The following is a 22,224-nucleotide window of genomic DNA, read 5'->3' as shown; positions in this document are numbered from 1 at the left end:
GGGAGGTTCTCTGATGAAGAAAAACAAGAATAATAATGATAGATGGCAGGGCTATATGCCTGCCGACTGCGACTGCAAATATTGTGTGTATTACGGAGGAAAGAAAAACGGCGAAGTAATTTGCCTTGCTGACGCCTGCGTCTGCTCTGATGAAATCCGTCACGCAAAACAAGCATATCGCAGAGAAAGGAGCTTTTGATGGAAGTCAAAATTAACCGAGAGATACGAAATTACACAGAGTCAATGTTTTTTGGACTGTCGCTCAGACAGTTCATTTTTTCTGTTCTTGCCTGTGCGGTAGCGGTAGGACTTTACTTCCTCCTAAAACCGTACCTCGGAACAGAAACCGTATCGTGGGTGTGCATTTTGGGAGCTGCCCCTTTTGCGGCTCTTGGCTTTGTGAAATACAACGGAATGACGGCTGAGAAATTTATATGGGCGTGGATTAAGTCCGAGTTCCTTATGCCGAAAAAGCTGGTTTTTCATTCCACCAACACCTATTACGAATTGATGAAACCGACAATCGAACAAAAACAGAAGGAGGCTTATAAGAGCAATGATTAAAACCCTTACAAACCTGTTAAAGCAGGATAAAGAAAAGTTTGTAGTACCAAAGGGCGTACAGGATTGTATTCCCATTACCGCAATCTATGATGACGGTATTTTCCGTGTGGGCAAGGATAAGTATTCCAAAAGCTTCAAGTTCACGGATATTAACTTTGCCGTAGCAAGCCGTGAGGACAAGGAAGCAATGTTCCTTGAATACTCCGAGCTTCTCAACTCTCTTGACAGCGGAGCTACTACAAAGCTGACTATCAACAACAGACGGCTTAACCGTTTGGACTTTGAGAAAACCATTTTTATCCCCGAAACCGGCGATGAGCTTGATGTTTACCGAGAGGAATATAACAAAATGCTTCTCGACAAGGCGACCGGTGCAAATGCAATCGTTCAGGATAAGTATGTTACTATCTCCATCAACAAAAAGAGCGTGGAGGACGCAAGAACCTATTTTGCCCGTGTCGGTGCTGACCTGATAGCCCACTTTGCAAGACTCGGAAGCAAATGTGTGGAGCTTGAAACCGATGAGAGACTGAGAGTTGTCCACGATTTCTTCCGTGTCGGTGAGGAAACCGCATACCACTTCAATATTAAGGAAACGAGAAAAAAGGGACACGATTTCAAGGATTATGTTTGCCCGGATACAATGGAATTTGAAAAGGACTACTTCAAAATGGGAAACCGTTACGGGAGAGTCCTTTTTCTTCGTGAGTACGCTTCCTATATCAAGGACAGTATGGTAGCCGAGCTTACCGACCTGAATCGCAACCTGATGATGTCTATTGATATTGTACCCGTTCCTACCGATGAAGCGGTGAGAGAAGCAGAGAGCAGACTGCTTGGGGTTGAGACGAACATTACCAACTGGCAGAGAAAGCAGAATCAGAACAATAACTTTTCCGCTACCGTTCCTTATGATATGGAACAGCAGAAAAAGGAAATGAAGGAGTTCCTTGATGACCTTACCACTCGTGATCAGCGAATGATGTTCGCTGTACTCACTATGGTTCATACTGCGGACTCCAAAGAACAGCTTGATAACGACACCGAAGCTCTGCTTACTACGGCAAGAAAGCATTTGTGCCAGTTTGCCGTTCTCAAGTATCAGCAGATGGACGGACTGAATACGGCTATGCCCTTTGGAACACGCAAGATTGACGCATTCAGAACCCTTACCACAGAAAGCCTTGCGGTATTTATTCCGTTCAGGGTTCAGGACATTTACCACGAAAACGGCATTTACTACGGTCAGAATGTTATCAGCAAAAATATGATTATCGCCGACCGCAGACAGCTACTCAACGGTAACTCCTTTATTCTCGGCGTATCCGGCGGCGGTAAATCCTTTGCGGCAAAGGGAGAGATTGAAAATATCATTCTTTCCTCCAACGCAGATGTTATTATCATAGACCCTGAGCGAGAGTATTCGCAGCTTGTAAAGGCTCTCGGCGGCGAAATCATCAATATTTCCGCTACTTCTCCGAGCCATATCAATGCAATGGATATGAACAAGGAATACGGCGACGGTGCAAACCCGGTTATCCTGAAATCCGAGTTCATTATGTCCCTTTGCGAACAGCTTATCGGCGGCACAAACCTCGGAGCAAAGCAGAAATCTATCATCGACCGTTGTACGGCAAGTATTTACCGAGACTATCAGCAGAGAGGATATACCGGTACTGTTCCTACCTTGCAGGACTTCCGTGCGGAGCTTTTGAAACAGGACGAGCCGGAAGCAAAAGAAATCGCCCTTGCTATCGAGCTGTTTACACACGGCTCTTTGAATACCTTCGCAAAGCCGACCAATGTTGATACGGATAACCGACTTATCTGTTATGACATTCTTGACCTCGGCAAGCAGCTTATGCCTATCGGTATGCTTGTTGTCCTTGACTCTATTCTGAACCGTATTACACAGAACCGTGCTAAGGGTAAGCAGACATTCATCTTCATTGATGAAATCTATCTTCTGTTCCAGCACGAATACTCCGCAAACTTCCTGTTTACTCTTTGGAAGCGTGTGAGAAAGTACGGTGCTTACGCCACCGGCATTACGCAGAATGTGGACGACCTTTTGCAGAGCCATACGGCAAGAACTATGCTTGCAAACAGCGAGTTTTTGATTATGCTCAATCAGGCGTCAACCGACAGAATTGAGCTTGCCAAGCTCCTTAACATTTCCGACCTCCAGCTTTCATATATCACGAATGTTGACGCAGGACACGGACTGATTAAGGTCGGCAGTTCGCTTGTGCCGTTTGCAAATAAGTTCCCGAAGAATACGAAACTGTATAAGCTGATGACAACCAAACCGGGCGAGGGTGTATAACCCTTGCCCTATTCTGTATATGAGAAAGGAAACACCTATGAAAAACAAAATCTATATTGCCATAATCTGTGCTTTCAGTATTGTATTTGCCGTCAGTTCAGGTTTTCTCATCAAGCACTATTACGACTCTGCAAAGCAGGCGGAGATGTACGACAATCTGATTGAGGTTGTGGAGACCGAGCCTGAAGAAACCAAAGAGCCGATGAACTACTCCGAAGAAAAAACCTTTATCCCAGAGTATCAGGAGCTTTATCTGCAAAACAACGATATGGTCGGTTGGATTAAGGTTGAGGACACAAAAATCAATTATCCGGTTATGCAGTCAAAGGACAACCCGAACTTCTATCTGAAGCACGGCTTTGATAAGGCATACACCGACTACGGCTGTCCTTATGTTCAGGAAAACTGCGATATGGAACTGCCAAGCGACAATATCATTATCTACGGTCATCATATGAACGACGGCTCTATGTTCGCCGGTCTTATGAAATTCAAGGACAAGAGCTTTTGGGAAAAGCACAAAACAGTATCCTTTGATACGCTGACCGATAGACAGACCTATGAAGTAATTGCCGTGTTCAAAACCGTAGTATATACGGATAGTCCCGACAGCTTCAAATATTATCAGTTCGTCAATGCGGACACCGCCGAGGATTTCACTGCCTATGTTGAGAAGTGCAAAGAACTGTCGCTTTACGATACCGGTGTAACCGCCGAATACGGCGACAAGCTCCTGACCCTTTCCACCTGTGAGTATTCCCGGACAAACGGCAGACTTGTTGTAGTGACGAAGCTCATTAACGAATAACACAACAAGTGGTTCAGCCTGCATAGGAAGGAGGGATTGTATGGCTGATATTAAAACAAAAGATAATGCAAAAGGTACGATACGAACCATAGATAAGGCTGCCGTCGCAACCCAACGAATGAAGCAGGCGTATATCGCAACAAAAGAAAGGGCGGAACGGTTGGTAAATGCCAACAGCAGTTCTGCCGAGGAATATGCTTCCGATAAGCTGGAAAGCGGTATTGACGAGGTGGTTCACGATGGTGCTTATGCGTTCGATAAGGCTGGACGAAAAGGATTTGAAACCACAAAAGAGAATATCCGCACCGCAAAGGACGGTATTCAGCGTTTCAAGCAGCAGCGAGCCGAGCAGTCTTTACGAAAACAGGCTTCGCATAACACAAGCTCTGCGATTAAGACTGTTGACAAGGCGGAAAAGACCATAAAGCAGTCTGCCACTTCCTCCGGAAAGAAAACCATTAAGTTTGCCGGAAAAGAAGCAACCAAAACCGCACAGAAATCAGTTAAGACGGCTGAACAGACTGCAAAGACTGCGATAAAAACCAGTCAGCAAGCGGCGAAAGCGGCACAGAAAACAACTCAGGCGACGGTTAAGGCTTCGCAGAAAGCGGCACAGGCAGCAAAAGCCACAGCCAAAGCAACTGCCGCTACGATTAAAGCCGCAGCCAAAGCCACCGTTGCCGCAGTAAAAGCAATCATAGCGGCGGTAAAAGGTCTTGTTGCCGCCATCGATGCCGGCGGTTGGGTTGCGGTGGTAGTTATTATTGTTCTATGCCTTGTCGCATTAATTGCGGGTTCTGTGTTCGGTATCTTCTTTTCGGGAGAGGATTCCGGCACGGGAATGTCAATGCAGACAGTCGTTCAGGAAATCAATCAAGAATATGATGACCGATTGGAGCAGGAAAAGAACTCCGTAAGCTATGATGTGCTTGAAATGAGCGGAAGCCGAGCTGTGTGGAAAGAAGTTCTTGCGGTCTATTCCGTTAAAGTAAATACCGACCCCGATAATCCGATGGAGGTTGCTACGGTTGATGAAACCAAGAAGCAGCTACTGTCGGATATTTTTTGGGAGATGAACGATATTTCTTCCAGAACGGAATCGAAAACCCACACCGAAATCGAAGAAAGCGACGACGGACACGGCAACATCGTACAGACCGAAACCACAGTAACAGAAACTTTCCTGTATATCACGGTATCGCACAAGACCGTTGATGAAATGGCAGCTATGTACGGCTTTAATCAGGAGCAGAAAGATTATCTTGCCGAGCTATTGCAGGACGAAAACAATCAGCTATGGTCTCAGGTGCTTTACGGTATCGGATACAGCGACGACCAAATCGTAACGGTTGCTCTGTCTCAGGTTGGTAATGTAGGCGGTCAGCCTTACTGGTCTTGGTACGGATTTGACTCCCGTGTAGAATGGTGTGCCTGCTTCGTTTCTTGGTGTGCCAACGAGTGCGGATATATCGACGCCGGTATTATCCCGAAGTATGCCGGTTGCGTAAACGGCGTTCAATGGTTCAGAGACCGAGGACAATGGGCAGACGGTTCGTATGAACCTTCGCCCGGTACAATCATCTTCTTTGACTGGGAGGACGACGGTGTGACAGACCACACCGGTATCGTTCAGAAATGCGAAAACGGTACAGTCTATACCGTTGAGGGTAATTCCGGTGATACTTGCAGAACCAAAACATACCCTGTCGGAAGCTCAGTTATCTACGGATACGGTATTCCGGCATATTAAAAAAAGATGGCTGCTCGATTGAGTAGCCATCAAGTACATTATTCAAAATCAGTTATTTCTTTATCTTTCAGATAGACATTGTGCGTGTGATAAGTAAAACATATCAACAAATCGCTGTCTCTATTATCTTTTGCTTTGAACATAGAAAAATCGTCGGACAGAATAAAAATAAGTCCCAGCAGTTTCTTAATATATCCAGTATATGAAGCATAGTTCATATAGAGAGATGCGGTATATCCGTCATCGTCCTCTTTCAAATCTGCGTCAATTTCAAAGGTTTCCGATAACTCACGGACTGCCCATATAAATTTATCTTTATTTGCTATACGCTTTTCATTGGGTACAGTCCTTCTGTTTTGTTTCATAAACTCAAGAAATTCTTCCGCTGACATCAAGTTTTCGTTATCATCGTAATTCTCTTTTTTCATTTCTTCTTCAATTTGTTCAAGCGTCGGTCGGTCAAACCGATTACTGAATATCACTCTTTCTTTCCCCATCCTCTTTTGCTCCTAAGTTGATTATTTGGAGTTTTTTCTTCTTGGCTCTCTCATAGGTCTTGGCAGCACCGCCCCAAGAATGAGTGACGAAACAGATTGCATAGCCGGAATTATCCACCATATATCTGTTTCTTGCGGGAATGGCTGATTTGAAATTGTATTTTTCAAATCCGTCGGGATATATTATCGAATCGAAAAGCTCCTTATCATAAACATTGAAAGAGAGATAAGGGATAACGATATAGTTCTTGATGTGCGGATACTCCTTTTTGAGTTCATAGACACAGCGACCGCACAACCTGTCAAAGCCGCCTTGCCCTCCGCTCAGAAAATCTGTAACGCCTTTTTCGATAAGCTCTCTTATTGTGTTTTTGAGCTTTTCTGCGGATAATCCAAAGCATTCATTATGACCTATAAAGGTAGCTGTTGTTTCCAAAGCCATTGTAAATCACTCCTGACATAAGACATTATAACACAAATTTCTTTGAAAATCATCACTAATAGTTGTTTTATCTTCCGTGAAGTTGGTGTATATCGCTTTCAGCATAATCTATACTAATAGTTATAGAAGTACACCAAAGGGGGTGATGTGATGCAGCTTGATACAATCGGCAAGAATATCAGAAAGTATCGTCTTATGAAAAAGTTCCGTCAGGAGGATTTAGCTGAGAAAGCCGGACTAACAACAAATTATATCGGTATGGTCGAGCGTGGAGAGAAAATTCCATCACTTGAAACATTTATTAAGATACTAAACGCTTTGGAAGTATCATCTGATATGGTTCTTGCTGATGTTTTGGAAACGGGATATACCGTCAAGAACTCCATACTAAACGAAAAACTTGCAAAGCTTGCTCCCGAAGATAGAAGCAAGATATATGAGGTTATTGATACCCTATTAAAACACTCAAAGCAAATCGCACCATAAATCACGAAAGTTCGCCTTAATCAGCGGGCTTTCTTTTTTTGATGAGAAAAAATTTATACTTTCGACAAGTATTGCGGGACTTCGACAAATCGGTTGTGCTATAACTATAACTGTTAGTGATAGATACTCACCATAAGACATAGGAGGAAATGTATTGAAGAACGTAATTAAGGAAGTTGCAAAAGCACATAAAATGAGTGAACAAGAAATCAGAGATGAAATGAGGGTTGCTATCAGGGCGGCTATGAAAAGCACAGACCCTACGGCACAGGCATTTTGGAAACAGATAGCCCCGGACGGAAAAGAACCTCCGGTGGAAAAGGTCATTGCTTCTATCTCCCTGATGGTTCAAGAGAATAAGCTGTGTAGTTGAGGTGCAATCGCACCTCTTTTTTAATATAACGAATAGTTGGTGTCGAGATTGCCTTAAAGCGAAAAAGTGCGAAATAGCAGTAATTATATTGAAAATCGGAGTGTTTTGTGCTATACTCTTTAATGAGTTACTATATTCTCGTTGAAACACACTGAAAGGAAGGACACGAATGGCAGTTACATATAAGAAACTGTGGCATATTTTGCTGGACAGAGATATGAAAAAGAAAGATTTACAGGAAACCGCAGAGCTTACAAAATACACAATGCGTAAACTGGGCAATGATGAAGCCGTTACAACAGATACCCTTGCTAAAATATGCAGAGCTTTGAATTGTACTGTTGATGATATTATGGAAGTTTTACCCGAAGATAAGTGATAAGTCCGTTTTATGGGACACCACTATTGCTAAAATGATAATGGATATTTGCGACGATAAGTTTTCGTTATAATAAATGGAGAAAGGATTTGTGTTATGGCTACCGGAAATAACGCCAATATCGGCTTTGAAAAACAGATTTGGGACGCAGCGTGTGTCCTTTGGGGGCATATCCCCGCAGCAGAATACAGAAAGGTTATCGTAGGTCTTATTTTCCTGCGTTACATTTCAAGTGCTTTTGAAAAACGCTATCAGGAGCTTGTTGCTGAGGGCGACGGCTTTGAGGACGATAGAGACGCCTATGTAGAAGATAATATCTTCTTTGTGCCGGAGGACGCTCGTTGGAGTAAGATTGCTTCTGCTGCTCATACACCGGAAATCGGTACGGTTATTGATGACGCTATGAGAGCCATCGAAAAAGAAAACACCACCCTTAAAAATGTGCTTCCTAAAAACTATGCCAGCCCTGATTTGGACAAGCGTGTTTTAGGTGATGTTGTTGACCTGTTTACCAATATGGATATGGGAGACACAGAAGAAAGCAAAGACCTTCTCGGCAGAACCTATGAGTATTGCATTCAGCAATTTGCCGCTTATGAAGGCGTTAAAGGCGGTGAGTTCTACACCCCGGCAAGTATTGTAAAAACAATCGTTGCCATACTAAAACCGTTCAAAAACTGCCGTGTATATGACCCTTGCTGCGGTTCGGGCGGTATGTTCGTACAGAGTGCAAAGTTCATTCAGGCTCATAGCGGAAAGCGTGGAGAAATCGCCGTTTACGGTCAGGAGTCTAATGCCGATACTTGGAAGATGGCTAAAATGAATATGGCTATTCGTGGCATAGATGCCGATTTCGGTCCGTATCAGGCGGATACATTTTTTAACGACTTACATAAAACGCTGAAAGCAGATTTCATTATGGCAAATCCGCCGTTCAACCTTTCCAACTGGGGACAGGAAAAACTCAAAGACGATGTTCGTTGGAAATACGGAACACCGCCTGCCGGAAACGCCAACTATGCGTGGATTCAGCATATGATACATCACCTTGCACCGAACGGAAAGATTGGTCTTGTGCTTGCAAACGGAGCGTTGTCCTCTCAGTCCAGCGGTGAAGGCGAAATCAGAAAGAATATCATTCAGGCTGACCTTGTGGAAGGTATTGTTGCTCTGCCGACGCAGCTCTTTTACAGCGTTACGATTCCGGTAACACTTTGGTTTATTTCAAAGAACAAGAAGCAAAAAGGCAAAACGCTGTTTATCGACGCTCGCAAGATGGGTTATATGGTTGACCGCAAGCACAGAGATTTTACGGACGAGGATATTCAAAAGCTGGCAGATACATTTACCGCTTTCCAAGAAGGGACACTTGAAGATGTGAAGGGTTTCTGTGCGGTTGCCGACCTTCAGGAAATCGAAAAGCAGGACTTCATCTTGACACCGGGCAGATATGTCGGCATTGAAGAAGTCGAGGATGACGGAGAACCGTTTGAAGAAAAGATGGCTCGCCTTACCTCCGAATTATCTGAGATGTTTGCAAAGTCCCACGAATTAGAGGACGAAATCCGTAAGAAACTGGGGGCGATTGGGTATGAAGTGTAAACTGTCAGATATTTGTTCTTTTAGAAGAGGTAAAATTTCGGTCGATAGATTAAACACAAATAATTATATTTCTACTGAAAATATGCTACCAAATAAGGGTGGAATCACGGAAGCAAGTTCTTTGCCAACTGTACCACTTACGCAGGAGTATAGAAAAGGAGATGTGCTGGTTTCAAATATTAGACCTTATTTCAAAAAGATATGGAAAGCAAAGTATGATGGTGGGTGTTCAAATGATGTGTTAGTATTTGCAGCAAATTCTAATACGGACAAAGACTTCCTTTACTACATACTTGCAAATGATGAGTTTTTTGCTTATTCAATGGCTACCTCAAAAGGGACAAAAATGCCGAGAGGTGATAAAACTTCCATAATGCAATACGAAGTACCCGTAATGGATATTGAGTTGCAAAGAAGGATTTCAAGCATATTAAAATCTATTGATGAAAAAATCGAACTGAACAATGCGATAAACAATAATTTAGCGGCTTAAATGTCAATGTCAGAGACATCAAGCTCGCCGGACATCAATTTAGGTAAAAGAGTATCTCTTAGGTCGGCTAACCGGGCATTTTCATCTCTCAAGTTACGGATTTGAGAAAAAATTGGTTGAATTAGCTCATCAAAGGCGCTCAAAGCGTCCTTACTTGGTATGATAGCAGGAACTTTCTTTAGGTTTTGTTGGCTAACCTTTTGCTGAACAGCTCCGGTAACGATTGATTTAATATTTGTCAAACTGAAGAATAAATACAGTTCTTCAACCGAGAAGCCCTCTTTACCTGTTATGATGTGAGCGTGATTGTTGACCCAAAATTGTCCATAGACATATTGGAGAATTGGAAAACCCAAACTATCCACGACCGTGCCATCTTCTCCAAGCAAAAGATAAATGCCGTCGAAAAGATAGTTGTCAACATAATCCATCACTGATGTAGCCCCGTAATAAGGGTAAATCTTCGCCATTTTGTCTCTTTCTGCACCTGAAAGAGGAACTCGCTTAGAGTCGTGAAGCTGAATAATATCGCCGACAGTACCAAGTCTCCAGCCATCAGGAAGATTGCCATCGGTTAAAAACGGAGTAAAATCAAAAAACCAATCCTTATAAAGAGCTTTAGATTGCTGCTCTAAATTATTGTTTAGCTTATAACATATCCCATAACTTCCGTGGGTGGCGGAAGTTAATATCGGGGGACTTCCGCCCCATAGTCGTTCTCTAAGAATTATTAAAAGGAGAATTGACTATGAAACAAGATTTAATCAAAGATGTTATTCAGGGAATGTTACCTTTTCTGAATAACGCACAAAATGAGAAGTTGCAGGAGGTTTTACAATATACCCTTGCAAAGTATGAGGTAACTGAGAAGCAAAATCAAAAGAGTAACTCGGAACAGAACTATGTAGAGCTGTTCTTATCGGCAAAGCGAATTGAGGGCTGTTCCGAGAAATCTCTTAAATACTACAAGACAACCATTGAAGCAATGCTCGATGAGCTGAACAAAGATGTTAAGCACATTGTAACGGATGACATTCGTGGATACCTGACTGAGTATCAGGAAAAGAAGAAGTCAAGCAAGGTTACGATAGACAATATCCGCCGTATCCTGTCCAGCTTCTTTTCTTGGCTGGAGGACGAGGATTACATACTGAAAAGTCCGGTCAGACGAATACATAGAGTAAAGACCGGCACAAACATCAAGGAGACATATTCCGATGAAGCGTTGGAGCTTATGAGGGACAACTGTACAGAACTGAGAGACTTGGCAATTATAGATATGCTGGCTTCAACAGGTATGCGTGTTGGCGAAATGGTGTTGCTTAACCGCAATGACATTGATTTTAACGAGAGAGAATGTATCGTGTTTGGTAAAGGCAGCAAGGAACGAGTGGTCTATTTTGACGCTCGAACTAAGATACATTTGCAGAATTACTTAGAGAGCAGAACGGACGATAATCCAGCACTGTTTGTATCGTTGAAATCGCCGCATGAAAGGCTGAAAATCGGCGGAGTTGAGGTTCGTCTGCGAGAATTTGGAAAACAGTTAGGATTGCAAAAAGTACACCCACACAAGTTCAGGCGTACACTTGCAACTATGGCAATAGATAAAGGAATGCCTATTGAGCAACTACAACAGCTCTTGGGGCATAGGAAGATAGATACGACCTTGCAGTACGCAATGGTCAAACAGAGCAATGTTAAGATTGCTCATCGAAAATACATTGGATAGAGAGGAAAACGATTATGCCTGAATGGATTGAATGTACTTTGGGGGATTTAGTTACTTTTCAAAGAGGACACGATTTGCCCAAAAGCCAAATGCAGCAGGGACAGTATCCCGTAGTGGGTTCAAATGGTATTATTGGATTCCACAACAAGTATACAACAAATGAGCCATCAATTACTATTGGACGAAGCGGTAATGTCGGAAAACCATTTATATATTATGGGAAGACTTGGTCACATAATACAACATTATATGTTAAAGATTACAAAGGAAACGACCCGATTTTTGTTTTCTATTTTCTAAAAACTTTGGACTTGGCGAATTATGCAGGAGGTAGTGCTGTTCCAACACTCAATAGAAATCATATTCACACATTACCTATCTGTGTACCAAAAAGTGTTGAACAACAAAAGAAAATTGGAATATTTCTAAAAAAACTTGATGAAAAAATAAAAACAAATGAGAGCATAAACAATAATTTAGAGCAGCAAGCTCAGGCAATCTTTGCAAATGAGTTTTTATCATTGCAGTCATTGCCTGATGGTTGGAAACAGGCAAGCCTTATAGACATTGCCGACTATCTTAACGGTCTTGCTATGCAAAAACACCGTCCATCTGCTAACGAGATAGGTATTCCCGTCTTAAAAATCAAAGAGCTTCGTCAAGGTTGTTGTGATGATAACAGCGAGTTGTGTTCTCCAAGCATTAAAAGTGACTATATCATTCACGATGGAGATGTAATTTTCTCTTGGTCAGGCAGTCTGCTGGTCGACTTTTGGTGTGGCGGTTTTTGTGGTTTGAACCAACATCTGTTTAAGGTATCATCAATCAAGTATGATAAGTGGTTTTATTATGCTTGGACAAAGCACCACCTTGACCGCTTTATAGCCGTTGCTGCTGATAAAGCTACAACAATGGGTCACATCAAACGTGATGAACTTGCAAAAGCAGAAGTGCTCATACCTAATGAAGCGGACTACAAACGAATCGGAGCATTGCTTCAGCCAATTTATGACTTGATTATCTCAAATCGAATAGAGAACAAGAAACTTGCTGAAACAAGAGATTCGCTACTTCCCAAACTTATGAGTGGTGAAATTGATATGTCGGAGGTGGATTATGAATAAGAAAGACCTCTCAATACCGTTTAATGCACCACTTAATCCACAAGATACCGAACTGCAAACCTACGGTTGTAGAGCAAACAATCCAGATATATGCGGGAACAACGGATTACCAAATGTCTGTGCTTTTTCCTCGGAGGATTGTATTTGTAAAAAACCGTCAAGAGCTTGGAAAAAGCAATATCACAAGCTCAAGGATTAAGCCGCTAAATTATTGTTTACAATATGTCGCCTGCCGGGAGACCACAAAAATTGAGAATTATATTATGATAAATCTGTAAAGGAGAGAGATTTATGCCGGGATTATATACCGAAGCCGATTATGAAAACTCTGTAATCGAGCTATTTAGAAACGATTTGGGATACGAGTACGCATACGGTCCCGATATTGAAAGGGATTTTTACAGCCCGTTATATGAGGAGGTTCTGATTGACTCTCTGTATCGTTTGAACAGAGGGTTGCCTGATGACGCCATTCAGGACGCCTTGTTCAAGCTGAAAAACTTTGAAAACGGAGAGCTTGTGCAGAAAAACGCCGTTTTTATGGACTATCTGCAAAACGGTATTCCTGTAAGATTTTTTGTTGGCGGCGAGGAGCGTTCCTCTATCGTCTATCTTGTTGACTACAAAAATCCCGACAATAACTCCTTTATCGTAGCTAACCAATGGACTTTTATTGAGAACAGCAATAAACGCCCCGATGTAATTCTCTTTTTGAATGGTTTGCCTGTTGTATTGGTTGAACTTAAATCTCCTTCCCGTGAAGAAACGGACGCTTCCGAAGCGTACAGGCAGCTCCGTAACTATATGCAGGAAATCCCGTCTATGTTCATTTACAATGCTATTTGCGTTATGAGCGACCAGTTGACCTCCAAAGCGGGTACGATCACCTCCGGTGAAGACCGCTTTATGGAGTGGAAAACCAAAGACGGAGACTATGAAAACACGCAGTATGCTCAGTTTGACACTTTCTTTGAGGGTATATTCCAAAAAGAAAGATTGCTCGATATTATAAAAAACTTCATTTGCTTTTCTAATGAGGGTATCAATACTTTCAAAATTCTTGCCGGCTACCATCAGTATTTTGCGGTAAGAAAAGCGATTGAATCCACAAAACACGCTACCGTTACCGACGGTAAAGGCGGTGTGTTCTGGCATACACAAGGAAGCGGAAAATCGCTTTCTATGGTGTTCTATGCCCATTTGTTGCAGGAAGCATTAGACAGCCCGACAATCGTTGTTCTGACTGATAGAAACGACCTTGACGACCAGCTCTACGGACAGTTTGCAAAGTGCAAGGACTTTTTAAGACAAGAGCCTATGCACGCAGAAAGCCGTGAACACTTGAAAACTCTGCTTGCCGGCAGACAGGCAAACGGAATTATCTTTACCACAATGCAAAAGTTTGAGGAGTCCCACGAGCCTCTGTCCGAACGCCATAATATCGTTGTTATGGCTGACGAAGCACACAGAGGTCAATACGGACTTGCCGAGAAAATAAAGATTACAAAGAACGAAGAAGGCGAAGATGTTGCAAAGCGTGTTATCGGTACAGCCCGTATTATCCGTAACACCTTACCGAATGCTACATACATTGGCTTTACAGGCACGCCTATCTCCTCCAAAGACCGCAGTACCCGTGAGGTGTTCGGAGATTACATTGACATCTACGATATGACGCAGGCTGTCGAGGACGGTGCTACACGCCCGGTTTACTATGAGAGCCGTGTAATTAAGCTCAACCTTGATGAAGCAACCTTAAAACTGATTGACGCCGAGTATGATATTATGGCAGCCAATGCAGATGAGGAAGTCATTGAAAAGAGCAAGCGTGAGCTTGGACAGATGGAAGCTGTTCTCGGAAATGATAATACAATCAATTCTTTGGTTTGCGATATTCTCGACCATTACGAGAATAACCGTGAAAACCTGTTGACCGGTAAGGCAATGATTGTTGCCTATTCCCGCCCTATCGCTATGAAGATTTACAAGCGTATCTTGGAGCTTCGCCCTGCTTGGACGGAAAAGGTGGCAGTCGTTATGACCTCCGGTAATAATGACCCGGAAGAATGGCGACAGATTATTGGAAACAAGCACCATAAGGACGAGCTTGCAAAGAAATTTAAGGACAATAACAGTCCTTTGAAAATCGCTATTGTTGTTGATATGTGGCTGACCGGATTTGATGTGCCGTCTCTTGCCACAATGTATGTTTACAAGCCTATGTCTGGACACAATCTTATGCAGGCAATCGCCCGTGTAAACCGTGTGTTCAGAGACAAAGAAGGCGGACTTGTCGTTGACTATGTAGGTATTGCCACCGCCTTAAAGCAGGCAATGAATGACTATACCTCCCGTGATAAGAAAAACTACGGCGATACCGATGTTGCTAAGGTTGCTTATCCGAAGTTCTTGGAAAAGCTGTCTGTTTGCCGTGACAAATTCCACGGATATGATTATTCCAAGTTCCAAAACGGCACAGACCTTGAAAGAGCAAAGACTATTAGTGGTGCTGTCAACTTCATTATGGGCAGAGAAAGAGTTGATGAGAAGGACTCTTTTGTAAAGGAAGCCCTTATGCTTCATCAGGCGTTGTCTCTCTGTTCATCTTTGGTTGATGAGGACAGCCGCTTTGAAGCAGCGTTCTTCGAGTCCGTGCGTGTATTGGTACTCAGGCTGACAAATACAGGCGTCGGAAAGAAGATTTCCTTGCCGGAAATGAACGCAAGAATCAATGAACTTTTGAAGCAGAGTATCAAGAGCGACGGCGTTATCAACCTGTTCTCAGACATTAAAGAGGAGTTTTCTCTGTTTGACCCGAAGTTCCTTCAGGAAGTCGCAAATATGAAGGAAAAGAACCTTGCTGTTGAACTCTTGAAAAAACTGATTGCGGAGCAGGTGTCGGTCTATCGCAGGACAAATGTGGTTAAGTCCGAAAAATTCAGCGAAATTATGCAGCGTTCTCTCAATGCTTATCTCAACGGTATGCTCACCAATGAAGAAGTCATCGAAGAAATGCTGAAATTGGCAAAGCAAATTGCCGCAGCACAAAAAGAGGGCGACAAGCTCGGACTAACTGCTGATGAGCTTGCTTTCTATGACGCATTAACAAAACCACAGGCAATTAAGGACTTCTACGAAAACGATGAACTGATTGCCATTACAAAGGAGCTTGCAGATACGCTCCGCAAGAACAAAACGATAGACTGGCAAAAGCGTGAGTCTGCAAGAGCAAAAATGCGTATGCTTATCAAGAAACTTTTGAAAAAGCACAAGTATCCGCCGGAAGGTATGGAGGACGCTGTTCAGACGGTTATGACACAGTGTGAGCTATGGACGGATAATATGATGGACGCATAAGGTGACGGAGGACGATTATGGATATTAAATTTCAATGGACAAACTTCTATATGGAGCTGGCTACTGCTCTATTGGAGTATAAAAACAACCGTAGCGAGTTAATTGGAAAACTGAAAACTATTTTCTCAGACGCAGGAATGAACTTCCCATTCAAGGAAAAAGGCAAAGAAACATACGAGGATATTTGCCCTTTTACTATCTTCGGTTCATTTAACAAAGGAATTACCAATGCCAATCGAATTGCTTTGTTGGAGCAATTTGCAAAACAGTTTTCAATAAAATCTGCTGTTCCGACAGAATTTGACGGTATTCCTGTCGTAATGAATTTAAGTGCGTGGTTCTTCGCATATAAGGGAAACCGTGGAGAACACGATATAGATAATCTGTGGGATTTACTTGAAAAAGCGATTGCCTACTCTGATGAAGCTTCCGCAGAAAATAAAAACGCTTTCATTGCTGCCTATGACACAGTAACAAAGCAGAAGATGATTAAGTGGAATATTACGATGGGGCTTTATTGGGTAAGACCCTATACCTTCATCAATTTAGACTCAACCAACAGAGCCTTTATTACTGATGTCGATAATATGCCGCACTATTTTACAACAATCTTCTCTGATATAAATAAAGGCTTGCCTGACGGAACGAGTTATCTGTTTATGTGTGAGCAGGCAAAAAATGCTCTCAATCAGAAAGAATACGAATACCACAGCTTCCCTGAACTTTCTTATTGTGCGTGGAAAAGCAGCCAAGCGGAAAAACCGGAAGAACCTCCGACAAAAACCGTTGACTCAAATGTGAAGGAAACAGATTACTGGATTTATTCTCCCGGCGATAATGCTTGTATGTGGGACGAGTTTTTCAAGAATGGCATTATGGGGATAGGCTGGGACGAAGTAACCAACCTGAAAGACTTTGCTTCTAAAGAAGAAATCAAAGAATTTATGAAGAAAGTCTATGACGCAAGCTATTCCTACAAGAATAATGCTCATTGCCTATGGCAGTTTGCAAACGAGATTAAAGTCGGCGATGTGGTTTTCGTTAAAAAAGGAATGCACAAAATAATCGGCAGAGGTGTTGTGACTTCCGATTATATTTACGATTCATCAAGAGACACATATAAACATATAAGAAAAGTTGACTGGCAGAATAACGGCGAATGGGAACACCCCGGACAGGCTGTTATGAAAACACTTACCAACATATCGGCTTATCCTGATTATGTTCAGAAGCTCCTTGATTTGTTCGCAGAAGACTCGCCGGAAGAAGTGTCGGAACAGAAAGAAATCAAGTATCCGCCATATTCAAAGGACGATTTTCTGAATGAAGTGTATATGGACGAAGATACATATAACACCCTGACAGAATTGCTTGAAGCAAAATACAATGTTATTTTGCAGGGTGCTCCGGGTGTGGGCAAGACTTTCGCCGCAAAGCGACTTGCCTATTCCATAATGGGACAGAAAGACACCAGCCGTGTAGCAATGGTGCAGTTCCATCAAAGCTACTCTTATGAAGATTTCATTCAGGGATACAGACCTTCAAAAGAAGGATTTGAACTTGAAAACGGTGCGTTCTACAAGTTCTGCAAGGAAGCGGAAGAAGATAATGAAAGACCTTATTTCTTCATCATTGATGAAATTAACCGTGGCAATTTGAGTAAAATACTCGGCGAGTTGATGATGTTGATTGAGAAAGACAAGCGTGGCGAAAAGATAAAACTGCTCTATTCAAACGAATGGTTCACAGTTCCTCAGAATGTGAGAATTATCGGAATGATGAACACAGCGGACAGAAGCCTTGCACTTATGGATTATGCGTTAAGAAGAAGGTTCGCATTCTTTGATTTTGCACCGGCTTTTTCTTCGGAAGGTTTCAAGAATTACTTGGCGGAAAAGAACTCTCCAAAACTGGAAAGCTTGATAACCGTTGTTGAGTCCCTTAACAATACAATTTCATCAGACGAGTCGTTAGGAGACGGTTTCAGAATTGGACATAGTTACTTCTGTACCGACGATGAAATTACCGATGAATGGCTCAAATCTGTTGTGGAGTATGAAGTGATACCGTTAATCAAGGAATACTGGTTTGATGAACCGACAAAGGTAAGAGACTGGTCTGCAACCTTAAGGAGTGCAATAAAATGATACGCATACAAAACATATACTATATGCTTTCATATGCGTTTCAAGTCTTGAATGAGCAGGGATATAAACAGGTGGCGACGGAAGAATTTGATAATGTCGCTGAACTATGTGCAGCCATTCTCATTAAGGGAGTCTCGTTGCAAATCAAAAGAGGATTAGGTAAAGAATATGTGCTTCAAACAGAGCCCTTGTCAGCTCTCCGTGGCAAAATAGATATTTCCGCTTCGGTAAAAGAGCAATCAATGCTGAAAAAGCAGTTGGTGTGTAATTATGACGAGTTTTCCGTAAACTCTTATATGAATCGAATTATCCGCACGACTATGGATACTCTTGTAAGAAGCAGTATCAGCAAGGACAGAAAAAAACAGCTTCGTAAACTTCTCATCTATTTCTCAGAGGTAGAGCCATTGAGCCGAGAAAGTATAAACTGGAAGCTGCAATTTAACAAGAACAATCAGACATACCAAATGCTGATTTCGATTTGTTACCTGATACTTAAAGGATTGTTGCAGACAACATCTGACGGAAGCACAAAGTTGATGGATTTCCTTGATGAACAGCGTATGTGCAGGCTATATGAAAAGTTTATTCTTGAGTATTACAGGAAGGAACATCCTGAAATAAAAGCGTCGGCTTCTCAAATTCCGTGGGATACTGATGACGGATACAGAGAAATGTTGCCGGTTATGCAGAGCGATATTATGCTGAAACAAGGCTACAAGACATTGGTAATTGATGCAAAATATTACTCTCATACAACGCAAAAGCAGTATGATGTAAACACTTTGCATTCAGGCAATCTGTATCAGATTTTCACTTATGTTAAAAACCTCGATACAGAGAACACCGGCAATGTATCGGGAATGTTGCTTTATGCAAAGACCGATGAATTGGTATTACCGAACAACAATTACAAAATGGGCGGTAATGCAATTTCAGTAAAAACGCTTGATTTGGATTGTGATTTTTCAGAAATACGGAGACAGTTAGATGAGATAGTTCATTCCTGCTTTGAATTTGAATGATAATAGAACTTAGTGAGGTTAATGTAATGAAAAAGCTAATTATTGTATGTGAAGAAAAATGCCGTCAATACGGCGATTATCTTGCACAGCTTATCAGCTTGGAAGATGATACAGAAGATGAAACAGTAGGAACAAAAGATGGAGAGGTTGCTGCTCAGGTATGGCTTGAAAAGGACTACAAAGCTAATGCCGCACAGCTATCATCTAATCAATACATTCTTTTTATCGGACAGGATAAACTTATTAAAGAAAAAAGCTCCCATATGAATATGGAGTTTGCGGAATTTGGAATGAAATATGGCTGGCTTGGAAAGCAGGCTGTGCTTTCTGTTGAGAAAGTCGTTGAAGCTGATAAATATGAGAACTTTATTTCATACGCTCAGAACTATCAGCAGAATGTTGAGCAGTTAATTAAGAGCAAAGATAAGAAAGCTCTGAAAGCAGGTACTGCCGCAGGAGCAGCGGGAGTTGCTGGAGCTGCGGGAGTTGCTAAAGCAGGAGCATTGGCAGTTATCTCACCGGTAGCGTTAGTTCCAATCGCCGGTATTGGTGCCGGTGTGATGGCGGTAAAGAAATTTACGCTTAACAGCAAGATTAAAGAACAGCAATATAGTTGTGCTGTAATGAAATTCTATTTAGATGACCTGAGCAAGTTTTTAGGTTTATAAAGGGGCGTGAAGCATAATGGTTGGATTTGAAGAGGGATATACATATTTTGAAAAAAATGCTTCTGCTTATGCCGCAGCCACTATGTCTGATTCCTATGTTGCGTCTGTGAATGATGAGATAAATAAACTCGTTCAGGATTTGAATTCCTTGGAGGGTTTTAAGACTGCTTCTAATGTGCTAAAAGGCGATGTTGCGGAGTTCTGGCATACCGGAACATTTAATATTGATTCCGCACTGAAAGGTTCATCAAACAGAGCTTTTGTGGATAGAAGCCACGATTTCGCTTCAACTGATATTTCAACTAACTTTGGAGACAAGTACGGGCTAAAATATTATAGTGACGGTCAAGCGAGTGCAAAAGCACAGGCTGTAAGTGTTTTTCAAAGGTTTAAGGAGTATCAGAGCCACGGAGGAACAGATAATTTAGAAGATTTCTTGCGTAGCAGAGGTTATGATAATGCAGAAAATGTTTTGAATGACCCTATTTACTCCGGGCAAATTCGTATCATACCCCGTGACCAACTGGAAGAAGCAACACAGTATCTTGAGCGAATGATTAAGACCGAAGCTGCAAGGCGACCGGAACAGGTTTATCGTTATCAAGAAACGCTTGATTTGTTAAAAGACCGCCTTAGTGACGACAAAGGAGCTGAATCCATTCCACTTTCAAAAAAGGAAGCAGAAGCTCTTGCAACGCTGGCGAAACAGGGAAAAATAAATGCAGACGAATTGGGACTTACGACCGAAGAACTAATCAAATACGACTACATTATTCAACAGGCGTTCAAAGCCGGGCTTACGGCAGCTACCATTTCTGTTGTCTTGAAAGTTGCTCCGGAAATAATCAAGGCAATAGATTATTTGATGAAAAACGGAGAAATCAACGCTGAGCAGTTTAAGAAGATAGGATTTGCAGCAGTATCAGGTGGTGCAGAAGGATTTATCCGAGGAAGTGTGTCAGCAGCTATTACAGCTTCCTGTAAAGCAGGACTTTTGGGAGAAGCACTTAAATCTGTTGACCCGACGATTGTTGGTACGGTAACTGTTCTGACGATGAATGTTATCAAAAATGCTTTTCAAGTTGCTCTTGGAAAGAAAACAAGAACTCAGCTTTCGGGCGAGCTTGTCAGAGATATGTATATTTCAGCTTGTTCATTGATTGGCGGTGGGATTTCTCAGGCGTTCATAGAAGTACCGGTATTAGGTTATATGATTGGTAGTTTTGTTGGTTCAATCATCGGTTCTTTTACCTACAATATCGGATATAAAGCGGTTGTATCATTTTGTGTGGACTCAGGATTTACAATGTTTGGTCTTGTAGAACAAGATTATACCTTGCCAAAAGAGATTATTGAGCAAATGGGAATAGAAACATTTGAATATGAGTCTTTCCAGTATGATACATTTGAACCGGAAGGATTTTCATTTGATACCTTTGAAACGGATACTTTTGAGCCGGACACTTTAGATATTACATTTTTACGACGAGGGGTAATTGGCGTATCAAAAGTCGGTTATGTTCTGTAAAGCGAGGTGCGATTGAATGGACGAAAAAGAAATCAGAAAAAGACTTGCCGGTCGTGCCGCAGAGTATATGATGTTTAGGAACGATGAAGAAGAAAACGCCGAGACGACGACAGAAGTATCTTCATCGGGTAATGTTATTGTATTCCCTGACTTTGAAAAGCTGAAAAGCGAAGTAGAAAAAATGCGTACAGAACTGTCAATGCTTTTGCTGGAGCGTGACGAGCTTCAATTCGTTATCTGTAAGAATATAGAGACAGAATATATGCTAAAACTCGGCAGTATTGAGTATAAGGCGTATGAAGCTCAATGTGCCGCTCTGCGACTGAAACGCAAAATCGAATTGATTCAGGCAAAGAAAAATAGACAGGAAAAGGTCATTATTTCTGCTATTGAGGAAACTCTTGATAGCGAATTTGCAGAGTATCAAAAACAACTCAACGAGCAGATTGATAGGATGAATGACGCTCTTAAACGAAGTAAGGCAGAAGTTCTGTCTGACGAAGATAACAAGGAACTTAAAAAGCTCTATCGTAAAATAGTAAAGGCATTACACCCTGATATTAACCCCGATGTTTCAGAAGCACAGGTTCAATTATTTGATAATGCAGTATCAGCCTATAAAAGCGGCGATTTGGAAACATTGAGGATTATCGGCGAAATGGTCGGAAACAATCCGCTGCCTGAACAGCATAAGGACGCTATGGCACAGCTTGTCGAAGAACGAGAGCGTTTACAGGGACTTCTGAAATCTATAAGAGAGAGTATTGATAATATCAAATCAGAGTATCCGTACACGATGAAGGATATTCTTGAGGATACAGAGAGAACCAAGCAGAAGAAACAAGAACTTGAAAATATTGTTGAACAGTATAACGAACTTATCTCTATTTATAAGTCGAGAATCGAAGAAATGTTGAGGTGAG

At 42.0% G+C, this 22,224-nt stretch carries 22 protein-coding genes; 19 read left to right on the top strand and 3 right to left on the bottom strand.

Translation table 11 applies throughout. The annotated features are described in order from the left end of the window. Positions 1 to 13: 13 nt before the first annotated feature. Genes DS742_RS05865 through DS742_RS05845 form a run of 5 tightly spaced genes read left to right on the top strand, consistent with a single transcriptional unit; the run spans position 14 to position 5,448 of the window. Positions 14 to 199 carry a hypothetical protein gene (locus tag DS742_RS05865; protein WP_117416075.1) on the top strand — a complete coding sequence of 62 codons (186 nt, stop codon included), beginning with the start codon at positions 14 to 16 and terminating at the stop codon, positions 197 to 199. Continuing rightward, positions 199 to 564, top strand: a complete 366-nt coding sequence (locus tag DS742_RS05860; RefSeq protein WP_117416074.1) for a PrgI family protein — start codon at positions 199 to 201, stop codon at positions 562 to 564. The genes DS742_RS05865 and DS742_RS05860 overlap by 1 nt, the downstream gene beginning before the upstream one ends. Next, positions 557 to 2,890, top strand: coding sequence for a VirB4-like conjugal transfer ATPase, CD1110 family (locus DS742_RS05855; RefSeq protein WP_117416073.1), 2,334 nt, complete (start codon positions 557 to 559; stop codon positions 2,888 to 2,890). The genes DS742_RS05860 and DS742_RS05855 overlap by 8 nt, the downstream gene beginning before the upstream one ends. A gap of 37 nt (positions 2,891 to 2,927) precedes the next feature. Then, positions 2,928 to 3,698 (top strand): class B sortase, encoded by a 771-nt coding sequence (gene srtB, locus DS742_RS05850; protein ID WP_117416072.1) that lies wholly within the window; start codon positions 2,928 to 2,930, stop codon positions 3,696 to 3,698. A gap of 40 nt (positions 3,699 to 3,738) precedes the next feature. Next, on the top strand, positions 3,739 to 5,448 hold the full coding sequence (locus DS742_RS05845) for a CHAP domain-containing protein (RefSeq protein ID WP_117416071.1): 1,710 nt from the start codon (positions 3,739 to 3,741) through the stop codon (positions 5,446 to 5,448). A 38-nt stretch (positions 5,449 to 5,486) separates the two neighbouring features. Here the strand turns inward: DS742_RS05845 and DS742_RS05840 are convergent, their stop codons facing one another. Both DS742_RS05840 and DS742_RS05835 read right to left on the bottom strand, forming a co-directional pair. Continuing rightward, positions 5,487 to 5,945, bottom strand: a complete 459-nt coding sequence (locus DS742_RS05840; RefSeq protein WP_117416070.1) for a hypothetical protein — start codon at positions 5,943 to 5,945, stop codon at positions 5,487 to 5,489. Beyond that, on the bottom strand, positions 5,917 to 6,387 hold the full coding sequence (locus DS742_RS05835; protein ID WP_117416069.1) for an SLOG family protein: 471 nt from the start codon (positions 6,385 to 6,387) through the stop codon (positions 5,917 to 5,919). Before DS742_RS05835 ends, DS742_RS05840 begins: the two co-directional genes overlap by 29 nt. A gap of 150 nt (positions 6,388 to 6,537) precedes the next feature. Here DS742_RS05835 and DS742_RS05830 point away from each other — a divergent pair, with 150 nt between their 5' ends. From DS742_RS05830 to DS742_RS05810, 5 genes are all read left to right on the top strand, one after another. Then, positions 6,538 to 6,873 (top strand): helix-turn-helix domain-containing protein, encoded by a 336-nt coding sequence (locus tag DS742_RS05830; protein ID WP_066733248.1) that lies wholly within the window; start codon positions 6,538 to 6,540, stop codon positions 6,871 to 6,873. A gap of 154 nt (positions 6,874 to 7,027) precedes the next feature. Further along, positions 7,028 to 7,246, top strand: coding sequence for a hypothetical protein (locus tag DS742_RS05825; protein ID WP_117416068.1), 219 nt, complete (start codon positions 7,028 to 7,030; stop codon positions 7,244 to 7,246). Positions 7,247 to 7,415: 169 nt separating this feature from the next. After that, positions 7,416 to 7,625, top strand: a complete 210-nt coding sequence (locus DS742_RS05820) for a helix-turn-helix domain-containing protein (protein ID WP_066733245.1) — start codon at positions 7,416 to 7,418, stop codon at positions 7,623 to 7,625. Positions 7,626 to 7,721: 96 nt separating this feature from the next. Then, a complete protein-coding gene (locus DS742_RS05815) occupies positions 7,722 to 9,227 on the top strand; it encodes a class I SAM-dependent DNA methyltransferase (RefSeq protein WP_117416067.1) in 1,506 nt (501 codons plus the stop codon). Further along, positions 9,217 to 9,720 (top strand): restriction endonuclease subunit S, encoded by a 504-nt coding sequence (locus DS742_RS05810; RefSeq protein WP_117416066.1) that lies wholly within the window; start codon positions 9,217 to 9,219, stop codon positions 9,718 to 9,720. The genes DS742_RS05815 and DS742_RS05810 overlap by 11 nt, the downstream gene beginning before the upstream one ends. Here the strand turns inward: DS742_RS05810 and DS742_RS05805 are convergent. After that, complete coding sequence (locus tag DS742_RS05805; RefSeq protein ID WP_278335929.1) at positions 9,717 to 10,379, bottom strand: restriction endonuclease subunit S; 663 nt, start codon at positions 10,377 to 10,379, stop codon at positions 9,717 to 9,719. The two genes, DS742_RS05810 and DS742_RS05805, sit on opposite strands and share 4 nt — an antisense overlap. Positions 10,380 to 10,468: 89 nt before the next feature. On the opposite strand from DS742_RS05805, the gene xerA reads away from it, so the two are divergent. From xerA to DS742_RS05760, 9 genes are all read left to right on the top strand, one after another. Further along, on the top strand, positions 10,469 to 11,452 hold the full coding sequence (gene xerA, locus DS742_RS05800) for a site-specific tyrosine recombinase/integron integrase (protein WP_117416064.1): 984 nt from the start codon (positions 10,469 to 10,471) through the stop codon (positions 11,450 to 11,452). A gap of 14 nt (positions 11,453 to 11,466) precedes the next feature. Further along, a complete protein-coding gene (locus tag DS742_RS05795) occupies positions 11,467 to 12,576 on the top strand; it encodes a restriction endonuclease subunit S (RefSeq protein WP_117416063.1) in 1,110 nt (369 codons plus the stop codon). Next, positions 12,569 to 12,775: a hypothetical protein gene (locus DS742_RS05790; RefSeq protein ID WP_117416062.1), complete on the top strand. Its 207-nt coding sequence runs from the start codon at positions 12,569 to 12,571 to the stop codon at positions 12,773 to 12,775. Before DS742_RS05795 ends, DS742_RS05790 begins: the two co-directional genes overlap by 8 nt. A gap of 92 nt (positions 12,776 to 12,867) precedes the next feature. After that, on the top strand, positions 12,868 to 15,933 hold the full coding sequence (locus tag DS742_RS05785; RefSeq protein WP_117416061.1) for a type I restriction endonuclease subunit R: 3,066 nt from the start codon (positions 12,868 to 12,870) through the stop codon (positions 15,931 to 15,933). 17 nt (positions 15,934 to 15,950) lie between these two features. Continuing rightward, the gene (locus DS742_RS05780; RefSeq protein WP_117416060.1) at positions 15,951 to 18,080 is read left to right on the top strand and encodes a DUF8426 domain-containing protein; all 2,130 of its coding nucleotides are present in this window, start codon (positions 15,951 to 15,953) and stop codon (positions 18,078 to 18,080) included. Further along, on the top strand, positions 18,077 to 19,105 hold the full coding sequence (gene mcrC, locus DS742_RS05775) for a 5-methylcytosine-specific restriction endonuclease system specificity protein McrC (RefSeq protein ID WP_117416059.1): 1,029 nt from the start codon (positions 18,077 to 18,079) through the stop codon (positions 19,103 to 19,105). The genes DS742_RS05780 and mcrC overlap by 4 nt, the downstream gene beginning before the upstream one ends. Positions 19,106 to 19,131: 26 nt before the next feature. Continuing rightward, complete coding sequence (locus DS742_RS05770; RefSeq protein WP_117416058.1) at positions 19,132 to 19,773, top strand: hypothetical protein; 642 nt, start codon at positions 19,132 to 19,134, stop codon at positions 19,771 to 19,773. 16 nt (positions 19,774 to 19,789) lie between these two features. Further along, positions 19,790 to 21,301 (top strand): hypothetical protein, encoded by a 1,512-nt coding sequence (locus tag DS742_RS05765; protein WP_117416057.1) that lies wholly within the window; start codon positions 19,790 to 19,792, stop codon positions 21,299 to 21,301. Positions 21,302 to 21,317: 16 nt separating this feature from the next. Then, positions 21,318 to 22,223, top strand: coding sequence for a coiled-coil domain-containing protein (locus tag DS742_RS05760; RefSeq protein WP_117416056.1), 906 nt, complete (start codon positions 21,318 to 21,320; stop codon positions 22,221 to 22,223). The last annotated feature ends 1 nt before the right edge of the window (position 22,224 follow it).

Source organism: Lacrimispora amygdalina (genome assembly GCF_003432035.1).
GTDB lineage: Bacteria > Bacillota > Clostridia > Lachnospirales > Lachnospiraceae > Lacrimispora > Lacrimispora amygdalina.
Note: the sequence above shows the minus strand (reverse complement) of the source record. Positions and strands in the feature narration are given on the sequence as shown.

Excerpts from the sequence above, each read along its gene's own strand:
- DS742_RS05765 (WP_117416057.1), top strand. The coding sequence starts at position 19,790 with ATGGTTGGATTTGAAGAGGGATATACATATTTTGAAAAAAATGCTTCT.
- DS742_RS05790 (WP_117416062.1), top strand. The coding sequence starts at position 12,569 with ATGAATAAGAAAGACCTCTCAATACCGTTTAATGCACCACTTAATCCA.
- mcrC (WP_117416059.1), top strand. The coding sequence starts at position 18,077 with ATGATACGCATACAAAACATATACTATATGCTTTCATATGCGTTTCAA.
- DS742_RS05785 (WP_117416061.1), top strand. The coding sequence starts at position 12,868 with ATGCCGGGATTATATACCGAAGCCGATTATGAAAACTCTGTAATCGAG.
- DS742_RS05860 (WP_117416074.1), top strand. The coding sequence starts at position 199 with ATGGAAGTCAAAATTAACCGAGAGATACGAAATTACACAGAGTCAATG.
- DS742_RS05770 (WP_117416058.1), top strand. The coding sequence starts at position 19,132 with ATGAAAAAGCTAATTATTGTATGTGAAGAAAAATGCCGTCAATACGGC.
- DS742_RS05795 (WP_117416063.1), top strand. The coding sequence starts at position 11,467 with ATGCCTGAATGGATTGAATGTACTTTGGGGGATTTAGTTACTTTTCAA.
- DS742_RS05815 (WP_117416067.1), top strand. The coding sequence starts at position 7,722 with ATGGCTACCGGAAATAACGCCAATATCGGCTTTGAAAAACAGATTTGG.
- srtB (WP_117416072.1), top strand. The coding sequence starts at position 2,928 with ATGAAAAACAAAATCTATATTGCCATAATCTGTGCTTTCAGTATTGTA.
- DS742_RS05865 (WP_117416075.1), top strand. The coding sequence starts at position 14 with ATGAAGAAAAACAAGAATAATAATGATAGATGGCAGGGCTATATGCCT.
- DS742_RS05810 (WP_117416066.1), top strand. The coding sequence starts at position 9,217 with ATGAAGTGTAAACTGTCAGATATTTGTTCTTTTAGAAGAGGTAAAATT.
- DS742_RS05760 (WP_117416056.1), top strand. The coding sequence starts at position 21,318 with ATGGACGAAAAAGAAATCAGAAAAAGACTTGCCGGTCGTGCCGCAGAG.
- DS742_RS05855 (WP_117416073.1), top strand. The coding sequence starts at position 557 with ATGATTAAAACCCTTACAAACCTGTTAAAGCAGGATAAAGAAAAGTTT.
- DS742_RS05820 (WP_066733245.1), top strand. The coding sequence starts at position 7,416 with ATGGCAGTTACATATAAGAAACTGTGGCATATTTTGCTGGACAGAGAT.
- DS742_RS05840 (WP_117416070.1), bottom strand. The coding sequence starts at position 5,945 with ATGGGGAAAGAAAGAGTGATATTCAGTAATCGGTTTGACCGACCGACG.
- xerA (WP_117416064.1), top strand. The coding sequence starts at position 10,469 with ATGAAACAAGATTTAATCAAAGATGTTATTCAGGGAATGTTACCTTTT.
- DS742_RS05835 (WP_117416069.1), bottom strand. The coding sequence starts at position 6,387 with ATGGCTTTGGAAACAACAGCTACCTTTATAGGTCATAATGAATGCTTT.
- DS742_RS05845 (WP_117416071.1), top strand. The coding sequence starts at position 3,739 with ATGGCTGATATTAAAACAAAAGATAATGCAAAAGGTACGATACGAACC.
- DS742_RS05830 (WP_066733248.1), top strand. The coding sequence starts at position 6,538 with ATGCAGCTTGATACAATCGGCAAGAATATCAGAAAGTATCGTCTTATG.
- DS742_RS05780 (WP_117416060.1), top strand. The coding sequence starts at position 15,951 with ATGGATATTAAATTTCAATGGACAAACTTCTATATGGAGCTGGCTACT.